The following is a 17,621-nucleotide window of genomic DNA, read 5'->3' as shown; positions in this document are numbered from 1 at the left end:
CATGTGAATTTCAATGCCATAGCAGCCCTTGCACATCCACCCGGACATGCACAGGGCCAACCTGATGGCGTCCGGCCCTACTGGGCGGCGGTGGCGCCCGCATCGTCAACGATGGCTCCCGCCGGCGTGTCGGCTCCGGTATTGGTTGCCCCGGCCTTGGCGGCGTCCTGCGCCTGCTTTTTCAGCAGTGCCCGGTAGCGAGCGACATTCTCGTTATGCTCATCGAGCGTCGAGGCAAAGACGTGGCCGCCGCTGCCGTCGGCGACGAAGTAGAGATCGCTGGTCTTCGACGGATTGGCGACGGCCTCCAGCGCCGCACGGCCGGGATTGGCGATCGGCGTCGGCGGCAAACCGTTGATCAGATAGGTGTTGTAGGGCGTCGGCTTCTGGATGTCCGACTGATAGATCGGGCGATCGATGGGTTTGCCCTTGCCGCCGAAGAGGCCGTAGATGATGGTCGGGTCCGATTGCAGCCGCATACCCTTGGCCAGCCGATTGAGGAAGACGGCGGCTACGCGCGAGCGTTCATCGCCCTTGCCGGTCTCCTTCTCGACGATCGAGGCCAGGGTGACAAAATCCTCAACATTGGCGATCGGCAGATCCGGCGCTCGGCGCTGCCAGACCTCGTCGACCAGCTTCTTCTGGTCGGCCAGAAGCTTGTCGACCATCTGCTGGCGTGTTGCGCCGCGGGTGAAGCGCAGCGTGTCGGTGGCGAGGCTGCCCTCAGGTGGAGTGGTCGACGGCATATCGCCGGTCAGCGCGTCCTGCTCGGCGATCCGTTGCAGCGCCTGCTCCACCGTCAGCCCCTCGGGGATAGTCAGCGAATACATCACCGACTTGCCGCTCTTCAGCAGTTCCATGATGTCGTGCATCGACGCCTGCGGCTTGATCTCGTATTCGCCGGCCTTCAGGGCGGAATCATTGCCGAAGGCGCGCACGCCAAGGCGGAAAATGCGGGCGTCGCTGATCAGTCCTCGCCGCTCAAGCTGGTCGGCGATCTCCTGGACGCCGCTATTCGGCTTGACCAGGAAAGTGTCCCCATTGGCCGACGGGCCGGGCTCGTTGAACTCCTGCTTGCCGAAATACAGCGCAACGCCCGCCGCCAGAACCATCAGCATCACCGAAGAGATGACGAAGTTCATGAACACGACGAACTGGCTGCGCGAGGCACGCGAGCGCTTCGGCGGCGGCGTGCCGGCCTCGGGCCGCAACGCCTCGCTGGCCGTTTTCGGCACGATCGGGCCGGACGTTGCTGGCCGTTGCCCGAATTCCCCGTTATCGGCCGGATTTGTGTTCATAGCGCCCTACCATCTGATCTTGCGACGAATCCCCTCGGGCAGAGTAGGGGCGAATATGGCAAAATTGACGGCAGACGAAAACCGGCAGAGCGGTCAGCCATTGTAGCGCTGGAAGACGAGCGAGGCGTTGGTGCCACCGAAGCCGAAGGAGTTGGACAGCGCCACGTCGATCTGCCGGGCTCGCGGCTTGTGCGGCACCAGGTCGATCGCCGTTTCGCGCTCCGGATTGTCGAGATTGATGGTCGGCGGCGCGATGTTGTCGCGAATGGCGAGGATCGAAAAGATCGCCTCGGCAGCACCAGCCGCGCCCAGCAGGTGGCCAATCGACGATTTGGTCGACGACATCGATATCTTAGAGGCGGCGTTGCCGACCAGCCGCTCGACGGCGCCGAGTTCGATCGTGTCGGCCATGGTCGATGTGCCGTGCGCGTTGATGTAGTCGACATCTGCGGGCGTCAGCTTCGCCCGGTTTAGCGCCGCTGTCATGCAACGGAAAGCGCCGTCGCCATCCTCGGCAGGCGCGGTGATGTGATAGGCGTCACCGGTCAGACCGTAGCCGGTGACCTCGGCATAGATCTTGGCGCCGCGGGCCTTGGCGTGTTCGAGTTCCTCGAGCACGACAACACCGGCGCCCTCACCCATGACGAAGCCGTCGCGATCGCGATCATACGGACGCGAGGCCGTTTGCGGCGCGTCGTTGCGCTCGGTGGAGAGCGCGCGGCAAGCGGCGAACCCGGCGACCGAGAGTCTCGTCACCGGCGCTTCGGCGCCGCCTGCGACCATAACGTCTGCATCGCCCCAGATGATCAGGCGGGCGGCGTCGCCGATAGCGTGGGCACCGGTCGAGCAAGCGGTGACGACGGCGTGGTTTGGGCCTTTCAGCCCATGCCGGATCGAGACCTGGCCGGAGACGAGATTGATGATCTGGCCGGGGATGAAGAATGGGCTGATGCGGCGCGGGCCGCGTTCCTTGAGGATCATCGCATTCTCGGCGATGCCTTCGATGCCGCCGATGCCCGAACCGATCAGCACGCCGGTGGCGCACTGTTCCTCGTGCGTCTTCGGCTGCCAGCCGGAATCCTTGAGTGCCTCGTCGGCGGCCGCGATTCCGTACAGGATAAAATCGCCGATCTTACGCAGTTCCTTCGGCTCGAGAACGGCTTCAGGATTGAAAGTGGCGTTGGAGCCGTCACCGCGCGGAATGACGTGGGCGACCTTGCAGGCAAGGTCTTCCACCTCGAATTCGGTGATGCGCTTGGCTGCGCTGCGGCCGGTTAGAAGCTCCTTCCAGCTGTGCTCGAAGCCCATGCCGAACGGCGAAAGCAGCCCAAGGCCCGTGACGACGACACGCCTCATCGCAGGTCCTCCTCGGTGATGACTGCAAATAGCGTCAGGCCGAGGCCTTGTCGATGTATTTCACCGCATCGCCAACAGTCAGGATGGTCTCGGCGGCGTCGTCCGGGATCTCGACACCGAACTCTTCCTCGAACGCCATGACAAGTTCGACCGTGTCGAGGCTGTCCGCGCCCAGATCATCGATGAAGCTCGCCTGCTCCGTCACCTTGTCGGCATCGACGCCAAGGTGCTCGATGACGATCTTCTTGACGCGCTCTGCGGTGTCACTCATTTGGGCATCCTCGTCTTTTGGTTGTCTGTCTTCGTTAGCGGGCAGAATGCCGCTAATCAAGCTGAAAGATGGTCCTGCCGGAAACGCAGCGGAACAGGACCGGTTTTTGCCCGAACCGCCGGGTTGCGGGCGGCATTACACGAAAAATCCCGTGCATCCAAGACGGAATGAAGCGTTTTCCCAAGTGTTAGATCATTGCCATGCCGCCATTGACATGAATGGTCTGGCCGGTGACGTAGGCTGCCTCGTTGGAAGCTAGGTAGGCGACGGCAGAGGCGATTTCGGCGCCCGTGCCCATGCGCCGGGTCGGGATCGCCGCCATGATCGCCTCTTTCTGCTTGTCGTTGAGCTTGGCGGTCATCGCTGATTCGATGAAGCCCGGGGCGACGCAGTTGACGGTGATATTGCGGGTGGCGATCTCCTGCGCCAGCGATTTGGTAAAGCCGATCATACCGGCTTTGGAGGCGCAGTAATTGGTCTGGCCGGGATTGCCAGTGACGCCAACCACTGAAGTGATGTTGATGATGCGGCCATGGCGGCGGCGCATCATCGGATGGGTAAGCTCGCGGGTCAGCCGGAACACGGCGGTCAGGTTGACCTCGAGCACGCTATCCCAGTCGGCGTCAGCCATGCGCACGAACAACCCGTCCTTGGTGATGCCGGCATTGTTGACGAGGATGTCGACGCCTTCGAGGTCGGCCTCCGCCTTCTGGCCGAGCGCCTTGACGTCGTCGCGGTTGGAAAGATTGGCCGGGAAAAGCTTGACCCGGTCGCCCAGTTCGGCGGCCAGCGCCTCCAATTTCTCGATACGTGTGCCATGCAGGCCGACGATGGCGCCCTGGCCGTGCAGCACGCGGGCGATCGCCTCGCCGATACCTCCAGATGCGCCGGTGACGAGCGCCTTGCGGCCGGTCAATTCGAACATTCTTGCCTCCTGATCTGAGCGAACACCCTTTGCATGGAGCGGGGTCAAATCGCCAGTTGATTATGCAAGCGCCCCCAGCGCCGCCTCGACATCCGCCGCGGATCCGATGGCAGTGGTGGCAATATCGCGGTTGATGCGGCGGGCCAGCCCCGACAGCACCTTGCCGGCGCCCACTTCGTAAAGCGTCGCAACGCCGTTGCTGCCGAACCACTCCACCGTTTCGCGCCAGCGCACGCGCCCGACCACCTGTTCGACGAGGCGGCGGGCAATCTCGTCGGGATCGCTCGTCGGGGTCACCGTAACGTTGGAGACCAGCGGCACGGCGGGCGCACTCTTAGTCACGGCGGCCAGCGCCTCCCGCATGATCTCGGCCGCAGGCTTCATCAATGCCGAATGGAAGGGCGCCGAAACCTGCAGCATCAGCGCCCGCTTGGCGCCCTTCTCCGTGCATAGCTTCGCCGCCAGTTCGACCGCCGGCCTGGCGCCGGAGATCACCAGCTGGCCGCCGCCATTGTCGTTGGCGATCTGGCACACCAAGGCTTGCGCGGGATCTTTGGCGGTGCCTTGGGCGGCCTCTGCGCAAGCGGCCTCGACGTCGGCCTGTTCCAGCCCGATGATCGCCGCCATCGCGCCCCCGCCGGCCGGTACAGCCGCCTGCATGGCATTGCCGCGGATACGCAGCAGCCGGGCGGCGTCGGCGACCGAAACGAAACCAGCGGCCGCAAGTGCCGAATATTCACCGAGCGAATGGCCGGCGACATAGGTGACCTTGCCGTTCAGGGAGAAGCCGCGCGCCTCCAGCGCCCGGACTGCGGCGAGTGACACCGCCATCAGCGCCGGCTGAGCATTGGCGGTCAGCGTCAGCGTCTCTTCCGGGCCTTCCCAGATCAGCTGCGATAGTTTTTCACCGAGCGCGTCGTCGACTTCCTCGAAGATCCGCCGCGATTCCACAAAAGTATCGGCGAGGTCCTTGCCCATGCCGACGGCCTGGCTGCCCTGCCCCGGAAAGGTGAATGCGATGGCCATGGTCGGCTCCCAGCTGCTGGTTCTCGCTGCCTGTGACGCAAGGCGTGCGCCCAAGTCAAGTCCAACCTTGACCGCTCAGCGTCGGCCGAGTGCCTGTTTCGGCAGGCTTTTTGGCGATCACTCATGATGAAAACCGCTCACGATTTGTTTGTTGGCTCTTCTTATTTCCGCCGCAGGCGCTAGGCTTTGCGTGACAGTTCGATGACAATCGAGTGACGCCTTTGTTGCGGGCCGGGGAACTATTGAAGTGGCAAAGACCAAGCAGAGCGCAGCCGAGGCGGCGCCACAGTTTCTTGAAGGCGATCCGTCGACTGGCTATCTGCCGGCGCGCAGATGGCCTGTCATCCGCTATGGCCTTATCAGCTTGCTGGCTGCGGCCATCCTGGTGTTTGCCATCGAACTGATCGTGCGCGGCAACTTTGCCGGCACCATTGATTTCTTTCTGCAGCCTTTCAAACCCGGCTGGACCACGATCATCATTTTTGCGCTGATCCTCATCGGTCTCGACGCCGTGCTCGGCCGCAGCCATCAGAGCCTGATGATCGTCGCGCCGCTGACATTGTCGCTGGCGTTCGTCGGCCACCAGAAGTCGCTCTATCTCGGCGATCCGCTCTATCCGACCGATTTCCTCTATTCCCGGCAGATCGTGGCACTGATGCCGCTCCTGGTCCGCGACCGCCCGGGAACCGCCATTGCCCTGGCGATCGGCATCGTCGGCGGGCTGTCGCTGCTCGTCTATGGCTGGCGGTTATGGCGCCGCCGCGTTCCGGCGCTCAGCCACAAGGGCCGCCTTGCCCGGCTGACGCTGACGGTGCCGCTGATCGCTTTCTTCGTCTCCATCATGGACTATGCCACCTTCTCGTGGACGCGCGACCGGCTGCAGATCATCCCGATTATGTGGGACCAGAAGGAAAACTATGCCTCGAACGGTTTTGCGCTCGCCTTCGCGCTGAACGTCCCGATGGCGCATGTCTCGGCGCCGCCCGGCTATTCCGACAAGGCGATCGAAGCGATCGGCAAACCGCAGGTGACCGCCTCGGTACCTGCCGAGAAGCCCGACATCATCGTCGTGATGAGCGAATCCTTCTGGGATCCGACCAAGCTGCCCGGCGTCACCATCACACCCGACCCTATCCCCAATGTGCGGGCCCTGCGCACGGGCTACATGTTCTCGCCCGAGTTCGGCGGCATGACGGCCAACATCGAGTTCGAGGCCCTGACCGGCTTTTCCAACGCCTTCCTGCCGGCGGGCAGCATTCCCTACCAGCAATATGTGCGGACACCGACTCCCTCGCTGGCGACCTTCCTGAAAAGTCAGGGCTACCGGGCACGCGCCATCCATCCCGGCACCAACTGGTTCTGGAACCGGGGGGCCGTCTATGCCGATTTCGGCTTCAACGACTTCAAGTCCGAGGAGACGTTGCCGCCCATGCAGAAGCGCGGACCGCTCGCGTCGGACGCAGCGATGACCGACGAGATCATCCGCGAAGCCGATACCAGCGCCGAGCCGGTCTTCTTTTTCGCCGTCAGCCTGCAGAACCACGGGCCGTATGAGCCGTATCGCTATAACAATCCGACCCACAAGGTGCAGGCGCCGATCAGCCAATGGGCACGTGAATCGCTGTTGAGCTACGCCGAAGGCTCTTCCGATGCGGACCGCGGCCTCGAGCGGCTGATCGAATGGGCGAAGAAACGCGAGCGGCCGACCGTCATCGCATTCTTCGGCGATCACCTGCCGCCGCTTGGGCCGGTCTACGTCGAGACCGGTTTCCTGAAGGACAATGTCGCGCCGCGCAAGGAGGCGGCCGACCAGATGCTGCAGCACCACCAGACGCCATTGATCGTCTGGTCGAACCGCAGCGGCCCGGCCGAGGATCTGGGCGCCGTCAGCCCGGCCTTCCTGCCCTACCATATCCTGAAAACGGCCGGCATCAGCCATCCGTACTACACCGGCTTCCTCGGCCAGTTGCGAGAGCGCTACCGCGTCATCGACCGTAATTTGCTGTTGGCACCGGGAGGCGACGCCACCCCCGATTGGTCGCGTAAGAAAGAGATCGACCCGGCAATCCGCGACTTCCGTCTGCTGCAATACGACATGATGTTCGGCAAGCGCCATGCGGCGCCCGATTTCTTCCCCGAAACCACAGGCAAAGTGGCTGCGCACACGAGCTGAGGCAGCTGAAGTTGCAGTGTGATGCGCGAACTCCGATCGTGTCGTCGAGAGACGGGAATTGTTGCAGCTGACTGCCGACTGCGTAGAGCTGTTCGATTTGTTGGCGTTACCTCGATCGCCTCCCGCGATTATACGAACAGGGCATCCGGTTTGTTTTGTCAGGCGAAATGCCGGAAAACATTCTTGGGTCCGGGCAGGAAATCCATAAGACCTTGCGAATGAGGCCAGCAGCCCAATAAAACCGGACAACTCGCGTGCAACTCATCTGCTTACGACACGTCGTTTGCCCTTGCCTTGCAGCCAAATTCCTGTATAGACGCCCGCAATCTGCCGGTCCTTGCTGGGGGCTGAACGGAGGGCCGGAGGTTTTTCGAAACCTTCGCGTGAAGCCAGAAGCGCTTCCGCCTCCCGTGTCTCCGCTCTCGACCGTCTCGTCATGCTCCTTTCTTCCCCGCCTTCGCAAGGATTGCGGGTCAGAGAAGTTGCAGAGGCTTTTGCCGCCGGGAACCGGGAGAGAAACGAAGAAAGGCACGAACACTATGGCTCTATACGAACATGTGTTTCTTGCTCGGCAGGACCTCTCGCAGCAGCAGGTCGATGCGCTTGTCGAACAGTACAAGGGCGTCATCACCGCGAATGGCGGGTCCGTCGGCCGGGTCGAGAACTGGGGACTGAAGTCCCTCACCTACCGGGTCAACAAGAACCGGAAGGCATATTATACACTCATGGACATCACCTGCCCGCCGGCCGCGCTCAACGAAATGGAGCGCCAGATGGGTCTGTCCGAGGACGTACTGCGTTTCCTGACCATCAAGGTCGATGCGCATGAGGAAGGTCCGTCGGCAATGATGCAGAAGCGCGAAGAGCGGTCGGAACGCGGCGGCTTCGGCGACCGCGACCGTGGCCCGCGCTCATTCGGCGACCGCGATCGCGGTGACCGCGGTGATCGTCCGCCGCGCAGCTTCGGCGATGGCGGTGCCGATCGTGGCCCGCGCCGTCCGCGCGAAGGCTTTGAAGGAGCGGCAGAATAATGGTCGACATCAACCAGATCCCAACCCGGCGCCCCTTCCACCGCCGCCGCAAGACTTGCCCGTTCTCTGGCGCCAACGCGCCGAAGATCGACTACAAGGACGTGCGGCTTCTGCAGCGCTACATCTCCGAGCGCGGCAAGATCGTGCCATCGCGCATCACTGCCGTCAGCCAGAAGAAGCAGCGCGAACTCGCCAAGGCGATCAAGCGTGCCCGCTTCCTCGGCCTGCTGCCCTACGTGGTCCGCTAAATCTACGCGGGCGGTTCGCCGCCCGCTTTTTGTCACCGGCCACGACGGGCGTAGCCGGATCGAACACCAAATCCCGGGTTGGATTTCGACAAGAGATCCTAACTGCCGCGACAGGCAGGACAGCGACACAGGCGGCGACGCCCAGCTTCCTGACCTGTTCCAGACAACTCGGCGCCGATCCTGAGGATAGCGCCCAAGCGAAGGAACAAAACCATGGAAGTCATTCTTCTCGAACGCGTTTCCCGCCTCGGCCAGATGGGCGACACCGTCAAGGTCAAGGACGGATTCGCCCGCAATTTCCTGTTGCCGCAGGGCAAGGCGCTGCGCGCCAACGAAGCTAACAAGAAGAAGTTCGAGGGACAGCGGGCGCAACTGGAAGCCCGCAACCTGGAGCGCAAGTCCGAGGCCGCGCAGATTGCGGAAAAACTCGACGGCAAGAGCTTCATCGCCGTGCGCTCGGCCGGCGAGACCGGTCAGCTTTATGGTTCGGTCTCGACACGCGACATCGCCGAGTTGGTGACGGCGGAAGGTTTTTCGGTCAACCGCAACCAGATCCTGCTCAACCAGCCGATCAAGACCATTGGCGTCACCAATGTGGCGATCGCGCTGCACCCGGAGGTCGAGGTTACCATCACGCTCAACATTGCCCGCACGGCCGACGAAGCCGAGCGCCAGGCCAAGGGCGAAACGCTGACCACCGCCGAAGCCATCTACGGCGAGGACATCAACGATAATGCGCGGCCGGAAAACTTCTTCGATCCGAATGCGGAGTTCGAGGGCGGCGAAGACAACGGCTGATCGTCATTCGTCGGCATTCGCCGGCTAATCGCTATTCTGGACCAATGCCCGGGCCTCGTACCCGGGCATTTTTATGCCAAATGGAACTTTTCGAACCCCTATATCTTGATGCAGAATAAGACAGCCTGTCTGACCGAGAGGGGACATTTGGTCATGAATATTCTGCTTAAACGCATTCTCGACCGCCTGGTCCGCACAGGCAATCTCAAGGTGACAGGGCCGCAAGGCTCGATGGTGACTTTCGGTGACGGCAGCGGTGAACCGGTGCACATGCACATCAAGACCAGGCATGCCGAGCGCGCCATCACTTTCGATCCGATGCTGGCGGTGCCGGAAGCCTACATGGACGGTGAACTCGACATTCTCGAGGGCGGCGTGCTGGGGGTGATGCGGATTGCCTTCCAGAACATGGGCAGCGGCGGTATCGATGCCACCTGGTCGAAAGCGATCGAAGGTCTGCGCCACGCCTTCCGGCGCCTGCAGCAGATCAACACGGCGTCGCGGGCGCGCCGCAACGTGCAGCGCCATTACGATCTGTCGGGCGACCTCTACCGCCTCTTCCTCGATGAGGACATGCAATATTCCTGCGCTTATTTCGAGCAGCCGGATATGACCCTCGACGAGGCACAAGCGGCCAAGAAGCGCCATATTGCCGCCAAGCTCAGGCTGAAGGCCGGCCAGACGGTGCTCGATATCGGCTCCGGCTGGGGTGGGCTTGGCCTTTATCTCGCCAAGGCGTTCGACGTCGACGTACAGGGCGTGACGCTGTCGACCGAGCAGCACGGCGTCGCCACCGACCGCGCCCATGCGCAAGGCCTGCAAAACCGGGTTCATTTCGACATCAAGGACTATCGCGAACTCAATGAACGTTTCGATCGCATCGTCTCGGTCGGCATGTTCGAGCATGTCGGCGTCAATCATTTCCGCACCTTCTTCGACAAGTCGGCGACGCTGCTGAAGCCGGACGGCGTCATGCTGCTGCATACGATCGGCCGCTCCGGCGTGCCGTGGGCGACCAGCGCCTTCATCCGCAAATACATCTTCCCGGGCGGCTATATTCCGTCGCTCTCAGAAGTGATGCCGGCCATCGAAAAATCGGGGCTCGTCGTCACCGACATCGAGGTTCTGCGGCTGCATTATGCCGAGACGCTAAAGCATTGGGGCGAACGCTTCGCCGCCAACCGCGACAAGGCCAAGGCGATTTATGACGAGCGCTTCTGCCGTATGTGGGAGTTCTATCTTGCCGCCTCGGAAGCTGCCTTCCGCTGGCAGGATCTGGTGATCTTCCAGATCCAGATTGCCAAGAAGAACGACACGCTGCCGATGACGCGCGACTACATGGCCAATTGTGAGAAGGCGCTGGAGATGCGCGATCTTGGACGTCGTGAAAAGGCTGCGGCGGCCAAGCCCGCTCGCCGCCGCAAAATGGTGGATCCGGAATAGACGGCCGGCGATCGCGCCATTGCCGCTTGCCATTGCCGGTTGGCACGCTGAAAAGGCTCCCGTCAACGCGGGACCTTTTTTATGACCTACCTCCTCTACGTCGCTGCCGCACTTGCCGAGATCGCCGGCTGCTTTTCGTTCTGGACATGGTGGCGGCTGGAAAAATCGCCGCTGTGGTTGGCGCCCGGTCTCGTCTCGCTGGTGCTATTCGCGTGGCTGTTGGCGCTGGTCGACACCAGCGCGGCGGGCCGGGCCTACGCCGCCTATGGCGGCATCTACATTGCCGCCTCGCTGGCCTGGCTGTGGCTGGCGGAAGGCGTGCACCCCGACCGCTGGGACCTTGCCGGTGCCGCGATCTGCATCGTTGGCGCCTCGGTCATTCTGCTCTCACCTCGGACCGTCTAAGCGATGGAACTGCCCGTCCCGCTTAGACAAGGCGTCGACCGCCTTCTCGAACAGGTGCCGTTGCCGGTGCTTAAGCAAGCGGCAAAGACGCTGTCGGACCGCTACCGCGCAGAGTTGCGCGACGGTCGCCTGCACATGGCCGAAGACATGGCGGTGAAGGCCTATCTGGCAACGCGGCTGCCGGCGACCTATGCTGCCGTCCGCGCCAGCCTCGACGCGGTAAGCGAGGCGCGGCCCGATTATGCTCCGAGAACCCTGCTCGATGTCGGCGCCGGCCCTGGCACGGTGCTTTGGGCCACAATCAATCTCTGGCCGGATCTCCAACAGGCGGTGCTGCTCGAGGCCGGCGCCGCCGTGCGAAGGGTCGGCGAAGCACTTGCCGCGGATGCGATCACGGCCAGGACCGCCTGGCGGACCGGCGACGTCACTGTCGACCTGGTCGATCTGGAGCCGGCCGAGCTTGTGACTTCAGCCTATGTGCTGGATGAGATCGCGCCGGCATCGCTGGCAAAACTCGTCGACCGGCTCTGGCAGCTGACCGCCGACACGCTGCTGGTGGTCGAGCCGGGCACGCCGGCCGGCTGGCAGCGTATTCTTACCGTGCGGCGGCAGCTGATCGAGGCGGGGGCGCACGTGCTTGCGCCCTGCCCGCATGAGGCGCCCTGCCCGCTCGTCGCTCCCGACTGGTGCCATTTCGCCCGCCGGGTCGCCCGCTCGCGCCTGCACCGTCTGGCCAAGGATGCCGAGGTGCCGTGGGAGGACGAGAAATTCATCTTTGTCGCGGCTTCCCGCCATCCGGCCACTCCGCCTCGAGCGCGAGTGATCGCACCGCCGAAGTCGGGCTCCGGCAAGGTCTTGCTGAAGCTTTGCCAACAGGATGGAAGTGCTGCCGAGCGACTGTTCACCAAGCGCGATGGCGAGACGTTCAAGGCCGCACGGCGACTGGAGTGGGGTGATGCCTTGCCGGAATGACCGGCAGCTATTTTCCTGTTTTGTTCGCGCCCAAGAACGGCTAGGCTCGCCATCTTGATTCGAGTCAATTGAGATTCTTTCCACCGAAAGAACCTGGCTGTGAATCGCGGGCATCAAAGTTGGTTGGTTGGGGACTGATGCAGATAAGTCATCACCGACTTGTCTCGTTCTGATATCGAGAGACCGGGGATCAGGACCGGGGACATCATGGCAGAGGCAGCACGAAAATTCGGCGTGGCGGAAACACCGCTCTATCGCGAGGCGCCGAACAACATCGAGGCCGAGCAGGCGCTGCTCGGCGCCATACTGGTCAACAACGATGCCTTCTACCGCGTCTCCGACTTCCTGAAGCCCGGCCATTTCTACGAGCCGCTGCATAGAAAGATCTTCGAGGTCGCGGCCGAGCTCATCCGCATGGGCAAGATCGCGACGCCAATCACGCTGAAGACCTTCCTGCCGGCCGACGAGAAGGTCGGCGACATGACAGTGGCGCAATATGTCGTGCGGTTGGCGGTCGAGGCCGTCACGGTCGTCAACGCCACCGACTATGGCCGCGCCATCTACGATCTGGCCACGCGGCGCGCGCTGATCACCGTCGGCGAGGACATGGTCAACATCGCCTATGACGCGCCGGTCGACATGTCGCCCTCCGACCAGATCGAGGATGCCGAGCGGCGCCTGTTCGAGTTGGCCGAGACCGGCCGCTATGATGGCGGCTTCGAGAGCTTCACCGACGCCGTCAAGACCGCCGTCGACATGGCCAATGCCGCCTATATGCGCGACGGGCATCTGTCGGGCGTCGCCACCGGCTTGCGCGACCTCGACCGCCGCATGGGCGGCCTGCAGTCGTCCGACCTGATCATCATTGCGGGGCGCCCCGGCATGGGCAAGACCTCGCTCGCCACCAATATCGCCTTCAATATCGCCGAGGCCTACGTCCCGGCGCAGCAGGCCGACGGGTCGTTCAAAGCGGCCAATGGCGGCGTCGTCGGCTTCTTTTCGCTCGAAATGTCGTCCGAACAGCTGGCCACCCGCATCATCTCCGAACAGACCGAAATCCCGTCGTCGAAAATCCGCCGCGGCGAGATAAGCGAGATGGATTTCGAAAAGCTCGTCGCGTGCTCGCAGACGATGCAGAAAATCCCGCTGTTCATCGATCAGACCGGCGGCATTTCCATTGCTCAGCTGTCTGCCCGGGCACGTCGCCTGAAGCGCCAGCGCGGCCTCGACGTCATCGTCATCGACTATATCCAGCTGATGCAGGGGTCGAGCGCGAAATCATCGCAAAACCGCGTCCAGGAGATCACCGAGATCACCACCGGGCTCAAGGCGCTGGCCAAGGAGCTGGCGGTGCCGATCATTGCGCTGTCGCAGCTGTCGCGCCAGGTCGAGAGTCGCGACGACAAGCGCCCGCAGCTTTCGGATCTGCGCGAATCCGGTTCGATCGAGCAGGACGCCGACGTGGTGCTGTTCGTCTACCGCGAGGAATACTACCTGAAGAACCGCGAGCCGAAGCCGGGCACCGACGAATACATCAAATGGGAACACGAGATGAACGAAATGCGCGGCAAGGCCGAAGTCATCGTCGCCAAGCAGCGCCACGGCCCAACGGGGTCGGTCAGCCTCGCCTTCCAGGGCGAGTTCACCCGCTTCTCGGATCTTGCCGAGGAGCATCATTTGCCGGATCGGTTCGAGTAGCTTTTTGACCAACCGTCGCGCTCCGTCACACCCCCCTCTGGCCTGCCGGCCATCTCCCCCGCAAGGGGGGAGATCGGCAGTTTTGCCGCCGGCTCTCTTCCTGCGACATCAGAGATTGGCGACAGCGTCGATGACAGCCAATCTCCCCCCTTGCGGGGGAGATGTCCGGCAGGACAGAGGGGGGTGGGCCGGATCGCCGAGCCTCGGCAATTGGCAAGCGACGCGACGCTGATGGCCAAGTCCCGCGTCCAGTTCATTTGCCAGAATTGTGGTTCGGTGCATCAGCGCTGGGCCGGCAAATGCGATGCCTGCGGCGAGTGGAATACGCTGGTCGAGGAAGGCACGTCCGGCGGCATAGGCTCGGGTCCGGCCAACACCCGCAATGCGCGCAAGGGCCGCGCCGTGGTGCTGACGACGCTGTCCGGCGACATCGAGGATGCGCCGCGCATTGTCTCCGGCATCGGCGAGCTCGACCGCGCCACAGGCGGCGGCTTCGTGCGCGGCTCGGCGCTGCTGGTCGGCGGCGATCCCGGCATCGGCAAGTCGACGCTGCTCACCCAGGCCGCGGCCGCGCTGGCGGCAAAGGGCCACCGCATCGTCTACGTCTCGGGTGAAGAGGCGGTCGCCCAGATCAGGCTGCGCGCCCAGCGGCTCGGCGTCGCCGACACCCCGGTCGAGCTCGCCGCCGAGACCAATGTCGAGGACATCCTCGCCACCGTCGCCGATGGCAAGCGGCCGGATCTGGTCATTCTCGATTCGATCCAGACGCTGTGGACCGACATGGCCGATTCGGCGCCCGGCACGGTGACCCAGGTGCGTGCTGCGGCCCAGGCGATGATCCGCTACGCAAAATCCACAGGGGCGGCGATCGTTCTGGTCGGCCATGTCACCAAGGAGGGCCAGATCGCCGGCCCACGCGTCGTCGAGCACATGGTCGACGCGGTGCTCTATTTCGAGGGCGAAGGCGGCCACCACTTCCGTATCCTGCGCACGGTCAAGAATCGATTCGGGCCAACCGACGAGATCGGCGTCTTCGAAATGTCGGACAAGGGCTTGCGGGAAGTCGCCAACCCGTCCGAGCTTTTCCTCGGCGAGCGCCATGCGAAGTCGCCGGGTGCCGCGGTTTTCGCCGGCATGGAGGGCACACGGCCGGTGCTGGTCGAGATCCAGGCGCTGGTGGCGCCGTCGACGCTGGGCACGCCGCGCCGCGCCGTCGTCGGCTGGGACGGTGCCCGGCTATCGATGATCCTGGCGGTTCTGGAAGCTCATTGCGGCGTCCGCTTCGGCACCCACGACGTCTATCTCAACGTTGCCGGCGGCTACCGCATTTCGGAGCCGGCGGCCGACCTGGCAGTGGCGGCGGCACTGGTTTCCTCGCTCACCGGTCTTGCCCTTCCCGCCGATTGCGTCTATTTCGGCGAAATCAGCCTTTCGGGTGCGGTGAGGCCGGTTGCGCACGCGCAGCAGCGCCTCAAGGAAGCCGAAAAGCTGGGTTTCGGAAGCGCGGTTCTGCCCTTGGGCAGCGAGGAACTTGTCGGTGGTAATGGGGTCGGGGGGATCGGAGCCGGCGCTTTCCAGCCCACCGAGCTTGCCGATCTCGTGGCGCGCATAGCCGGCTCACGGCGCAGCCGCGTCGACGAGCGAGAGTGATGCGGCTCGTCGAGCCGCGAAAAAGAGATCGGAGTGGGGCGAAAACATGCCGATTACGCTGCTTGACGGAATTCTCGTCGGCTTCACCCTGGTCTCGGCGATGCTCGCCATGGTTCGAGGCTTTTCGCGCGAGATCCTGTCGATCATCTCCTGGGCAGCCGCTGCAGCGGCCGCCTTCTTCTTCTACAAGCCGGTGCTGCCTTACATTCAGCCCTATATCGACAACGAAAAGGCCGCCATGGCAGCGGCCGCCGGTATCGTCTTCATTGTCGCGCTGATCGTCGTTTCGGTCATCACCATGAAGCTCGCCGACTGGATCATCGATTCCAGGATCGGCGCGCTCGATCGTACACTTGGCTTCCTCTATGGCGCGGCGCGCGGTATCCTGGTCGTCGCTGTTGCGCTGCTTTTCTTCAATTGGCTGGCCGGCGCCAAGGCCCCAGGCTGGATTGCCAACGCCAAGTCAAAGCCGCTGCTCGAATCGATCGGCGCCAAGCTCGAAAGCCTGCTGCCCGAGGATCCGGAAAACGCTATCCTCAACAAGCTCAATCCGAATCAGCCAGCCACCGAGACGCCTCTGGCCCCAGACGCGCCTGCAGCGGAAGCACCTGCCGCCGGCGACGACGCCACCGCTCCGGCACCCGATGACAGCGACGCGCCACCGGCCGACAATGCGCCCGCGACGCCGGCACCTGCAAACCCGGCGCCGGCAAACTGATTTCGACAGACTTGCCAATCTGCAGACTTGGCGAGGCATCAAGACTGACGATCATGTGAACGCCGCACGACGTGCGTTGCTTTCGATGCGCTATGACCTTATATGGCGACTTTAGCGGAGCTTGAGCCCCCAATGGCAGACGCAGACGACGTGCTTTCCGCCGAAGCCGACGACCATTTCCACGACGAATGCGGCGTGTTCGGCATTTTCGGCCGGCAGGACGCCGCAGCCATCGTAACCCTCGGCCTGCATGCGTTGCAGCATCGAGGCCAGGAAGCGGCCGGCATCGTTTCCTACGACGGCACCCAATTCCATGTCGAACGCCATGTCGGCCTGATCGGCGACACCTTCACCAAGCAGCGTGTCATCGACAGCCTGCAAGGCAACCGTGCCATCGGCCACACGCGCTACGCCACCACCGGCGGCTCCGGCCTGCGCAACATCCAGCCTTTCTTCGCCGAACTTGCCGATGGCGGCTTTGCCGTCGCCCACAACGGCAATCTCACCAACGCCATGACCGTGCAGCGCGCGCTGCAGAAGCAAGGCGCCATCTTCTCTTCCACCTCCGATACCGAGACGCTTTTGCATCTGGTTGCCACCAGCAAGGAGCGCGACCTGAATTCGCGCTTTATCGATGCGGTGCGCCAGGTCGAAGGCGCCTTCTCGCTGGTGGCGATGACGTCCAAGAAGATGATCGGCTGCCGCGACCCGCTCGGCATCCGCCCGCTGGTACTCGGCGATCTCGACGGTGCCTGGATCCTCGCCTCGGAAACCTGTGCGCTCGATATCATCGGGGCGCGTTTCGTGCGTGACCTGAAGCCCGGCGAAATGGTCGTCGTCACCAGCAAGGGGATCGAAAGCCTGTTCCCGTTCGAGCCGCAGAAGACCCGCTTCTGCATTTTCGAATATGTCTATTTCGCGCGGCCGGATTCGTCTGTCGAAGGCCGGAATGTCTACGAAGTACGCAAGCGCATCGGCGCCGAGCTGGCGCTGGAAAGCCCGGTCGAGGCGGACATCGTCGTGCCGGTACCGGATTCGGGCACGCCGGCGGCGATCGGCTTCTCGCAGGCCGCGGGCATTCCGTTCGAGCTCGGCATCATCCGCAACCACTATGTCGGTCGTACCTTCATTCAGCCCGGCGATTCGATCCGCCACATGGGCGTCAAGCTGAAGCACAACGCCAATCGCCGCATGATCGAAGGCAAGCGTGTGGTGTTGGTTGACGATTCCATTGTGCGCGGCACCACCAGCCAGAAGATCGTGCAGATGGTGCGCGATGCCGGCGCGAAGGAAGTGCATATGCGCATTGCCTCGCCGCCGACGCGCGCCTCCTGCTTTTACGGCGTCGACACGCCGGAGAAATCGAAGCTGCTGGCATCGCGCATGTCGGTGGAGGAGATGGCCGAGTTCATCCGCGTCGATTCGCTCGGCTTCCTCTCGATAGACGGGCTCTATCGCGCCGTCGGCGAAGCCGGCCGCGACAACGAGCAGCCGCAATTCTGCGACGCCTGCTTCACCGGTCAGTATCCGACCCGGCTTGCCGATTTCGAAGGCTCCGACAATGTGCGCACGCTGTCGCTGTTAGCGGCCGGCGGGTCGTAGGCCTTGC

Annotated in this window: 16 protein-coding genes; 11 read left to right on the top strand and 5 right to left on the bottom strand. The window is 63.3% G+C overall.

What is annotated here, in order from left to right:
• Positions 1-77: 77 nt before the first annotated feature.
• The 5 genes from mltG to fabD form a co-directional block, all read right to left on the bottom strand.
• A complete protein-coding gene (gene mltG, locus NKH83_RS05575) occupies positions 78-1,298 on the bottom strand; it encodes an endolytic transglycosylase MltG (protein WP_352479235.1) in 1,221 nt (406 codons plus the stop codon).
• 93 nt (positions 1,299-1,391) lie between these two features.
• Positions 1,392-2,654 carry a beta-ketoacyl-ACP synthase II gene (gene fabF / locus NKH83_RS05570; RefSeq protein WP_352454402.1) on the bottom strand — a complete coding sequence of 421 codons (1,263 nt, stop codon included), beginning with the start codon at positions 2,652-2,654 and terminating at the stop codon, positions 1,392-1,394.
• A gap of 34 nt (positions 2,655-2,688) precedes the next feature.
• A complete protein-coding gene (locus NKH83_RS05565; protein ID WP_006203723.1) occupies positions 2,689-2,925 on the bottom strand; it encodes an acyl carrier protein in 237 nt (78 codons plus the stop codon).
• Between the two features lie 187 nt (positions 2,926-3,112).
• Entirely contained in the window at positions 3,113-3,850 is a 738-nt protein-coding gene (gene fabG / locus NKH83_RS05560; protein ID WP_254820315.1) for a 3-oxoacyl-[acyl-carrier-protein] reductase, read from the bottom strand.
• A 60-nt stretch (positions 3,851-3,910) separates the two neighbouring features.
• Complete coding sequence (fabD, locus tag NKH83_RS05555) at positions 3,911-4,876, bottom strand: ACP S-malonyltransferase (protein ID WP_352802441.1); 966 nt, start codon at positions 4,874-4,876, stop codon at positions 3,911-3,913.
• A gap of 247 nt (positions 4,877-5,123) precedes the next feature.
• On the opposite strand from fabD, the gene NKH83_RS05550 reads away from it, so the two are divergent.
• From NKH83_RS05550 to purF, 11 genes are all read left to right on the top strand, one after another.
• Entirely contained in the window at positions 5,124-7,049 is a 1,926-nt protein-coding gene (locus NKH83_RS05550; protein WP_352802439.1) for an LTA synthase family protein, read from the top strand.
• Between the two features lie 539 nt (positions 7,050-7,588).
• Positions 7,589-8,080 (top strand): 30S ribosomal protein S6, encoded by a 492-nt coding sequence (rpsF, locus tag NKH83_RS05545; protein WP_254820244.1) that lies wholly within the window; start codon positions 7,589-7,591, stop codon positions 8,078-8,080.
• Complete coding sequence (gene rpsR / locus NKH83_RS05540) at positions 8,080-8,328, top strand: 30S ribosomal protein S18 (protein WP_006203718.1); 249 nt, start codon at positions 8,080-8,082, stop codon at positions 8,326-8,328. The genes rpsF and rpsR overlap by 1 nt, the downstream gene beginning before the upstream one ends.
• A 213-nt stretch (positions 8,329-8,541) precedes the next feature.
• Positions 8,542-9,126: a 50S ribosomal protein L9 gene (gene rplI, locus NKH83_RS05535; protein WP_254820243.1), complete on the top strand. Its 585-nt coding sequence runs from the start codon at positions 8,542-8,544 to the stop codon at positions 9,124-9,126.
• A 153-nt stretch (positions 9,127-9,279) separates the two neighbouring features.
• Positions 9,280-10,569: a cyclopropane fatty acid synthase gene (locus NKH83_RS05530; protein ID WP_352802436.1), complete on the top strand. Its 1,290-nt coding sequence runs from the start codon at positions 9,280-9,282 to the stop codon at positions 10,567-10,569.
• 81 nt (positions 10,570-10,650) lie between these two features.
• Positions 10,651-10,974 carry a YnfA family protein gene (locus tag NKH83_RS05525; RefSeq protein ID WP_352507938.1) on the top strand — a complete coding sequence of 108 codons (324 nt, stop codon included), beginning with the start codon at positions 10,651-10,653 and terminating at the stop codon, positions 10,972-10,974.
• Positions 10,975-10,977: 3 nt separating this feature from the next.
• The gene (locus tag NKH83_RS05520) at positions 10,978-11,946 is read left to right on the top strand and encodes a small ribosomal subunit Rsm22 family protein (protein WP_352802434.1); all 969 of its coding nucleotides are present in this window, start codon (positions 10,978-10,980) and stop codon (positions 11,944-11,946) included.
• Between the two features lie 207 nt (positions 11,947-12,153).
• On the top strand, positions 12,154-13,644 hold the full coding sequence (locus NKH83_RS05515; RefSeq protein ID WP_023677714.1) for a replicative DNA helicase: 1,491 nt from the start codon (positions 12,154-12,156) through the stop codon (positions 13,642-13,644).
• A 231-nt stretch (positions 13,645-13,875) separates the two neighbouring features.
• Positions 13,876-15,294: a DNA repair protein RadA gene (gene radA, locus NKH83_RS05510; protein ID WP_352802432.1), complete on the top strand. Its 1,419-nt coding sequence runs from the start codon at positions 13,876-13,878 to the stop codon at positions 15,292-15,294.
• Positions 15,295-15,340: 46 nt separating this feature from the next.
• Positions 15,341-16,012 carry a CvpA family protein gene (locus NKH83_RS05505; RefSeq protein WP_254820238.1) on the top strand — a complete coding sequence of 224 codons (672 nt, stop codon included), beginning with the start codon at positions 15,341-15,343 and terminating at the stop codon, positions 16,010-16,012.
• 132 nt (positions 16,013-16,144) lie between these two features.
• Entirely contained in the window at positions 16,145-17,614 is a 1,470-nt protein-coding gene (gene purF / locus NKH83_RS05500; RefSeq protein ID WP_352479226.1) for an amidophosphoribosyltransferase, read from the top strand.
• Positions 17,615-17,621 lie beyond the last annotated feature (7 nt).

Source organism: Mesorhizobium sp. M0909 (genome assembly GCF_040319515.1).
Classification (GTDB): domain Bacteria; phylum Pseudomonadota; class Alphaproteobacteria; order Rhizobiales; family Rhizobiaceae; genus Mesorhizobium.
This window is presented reverse-complemented; position numbering and strand designations above follow the sequence as displayed.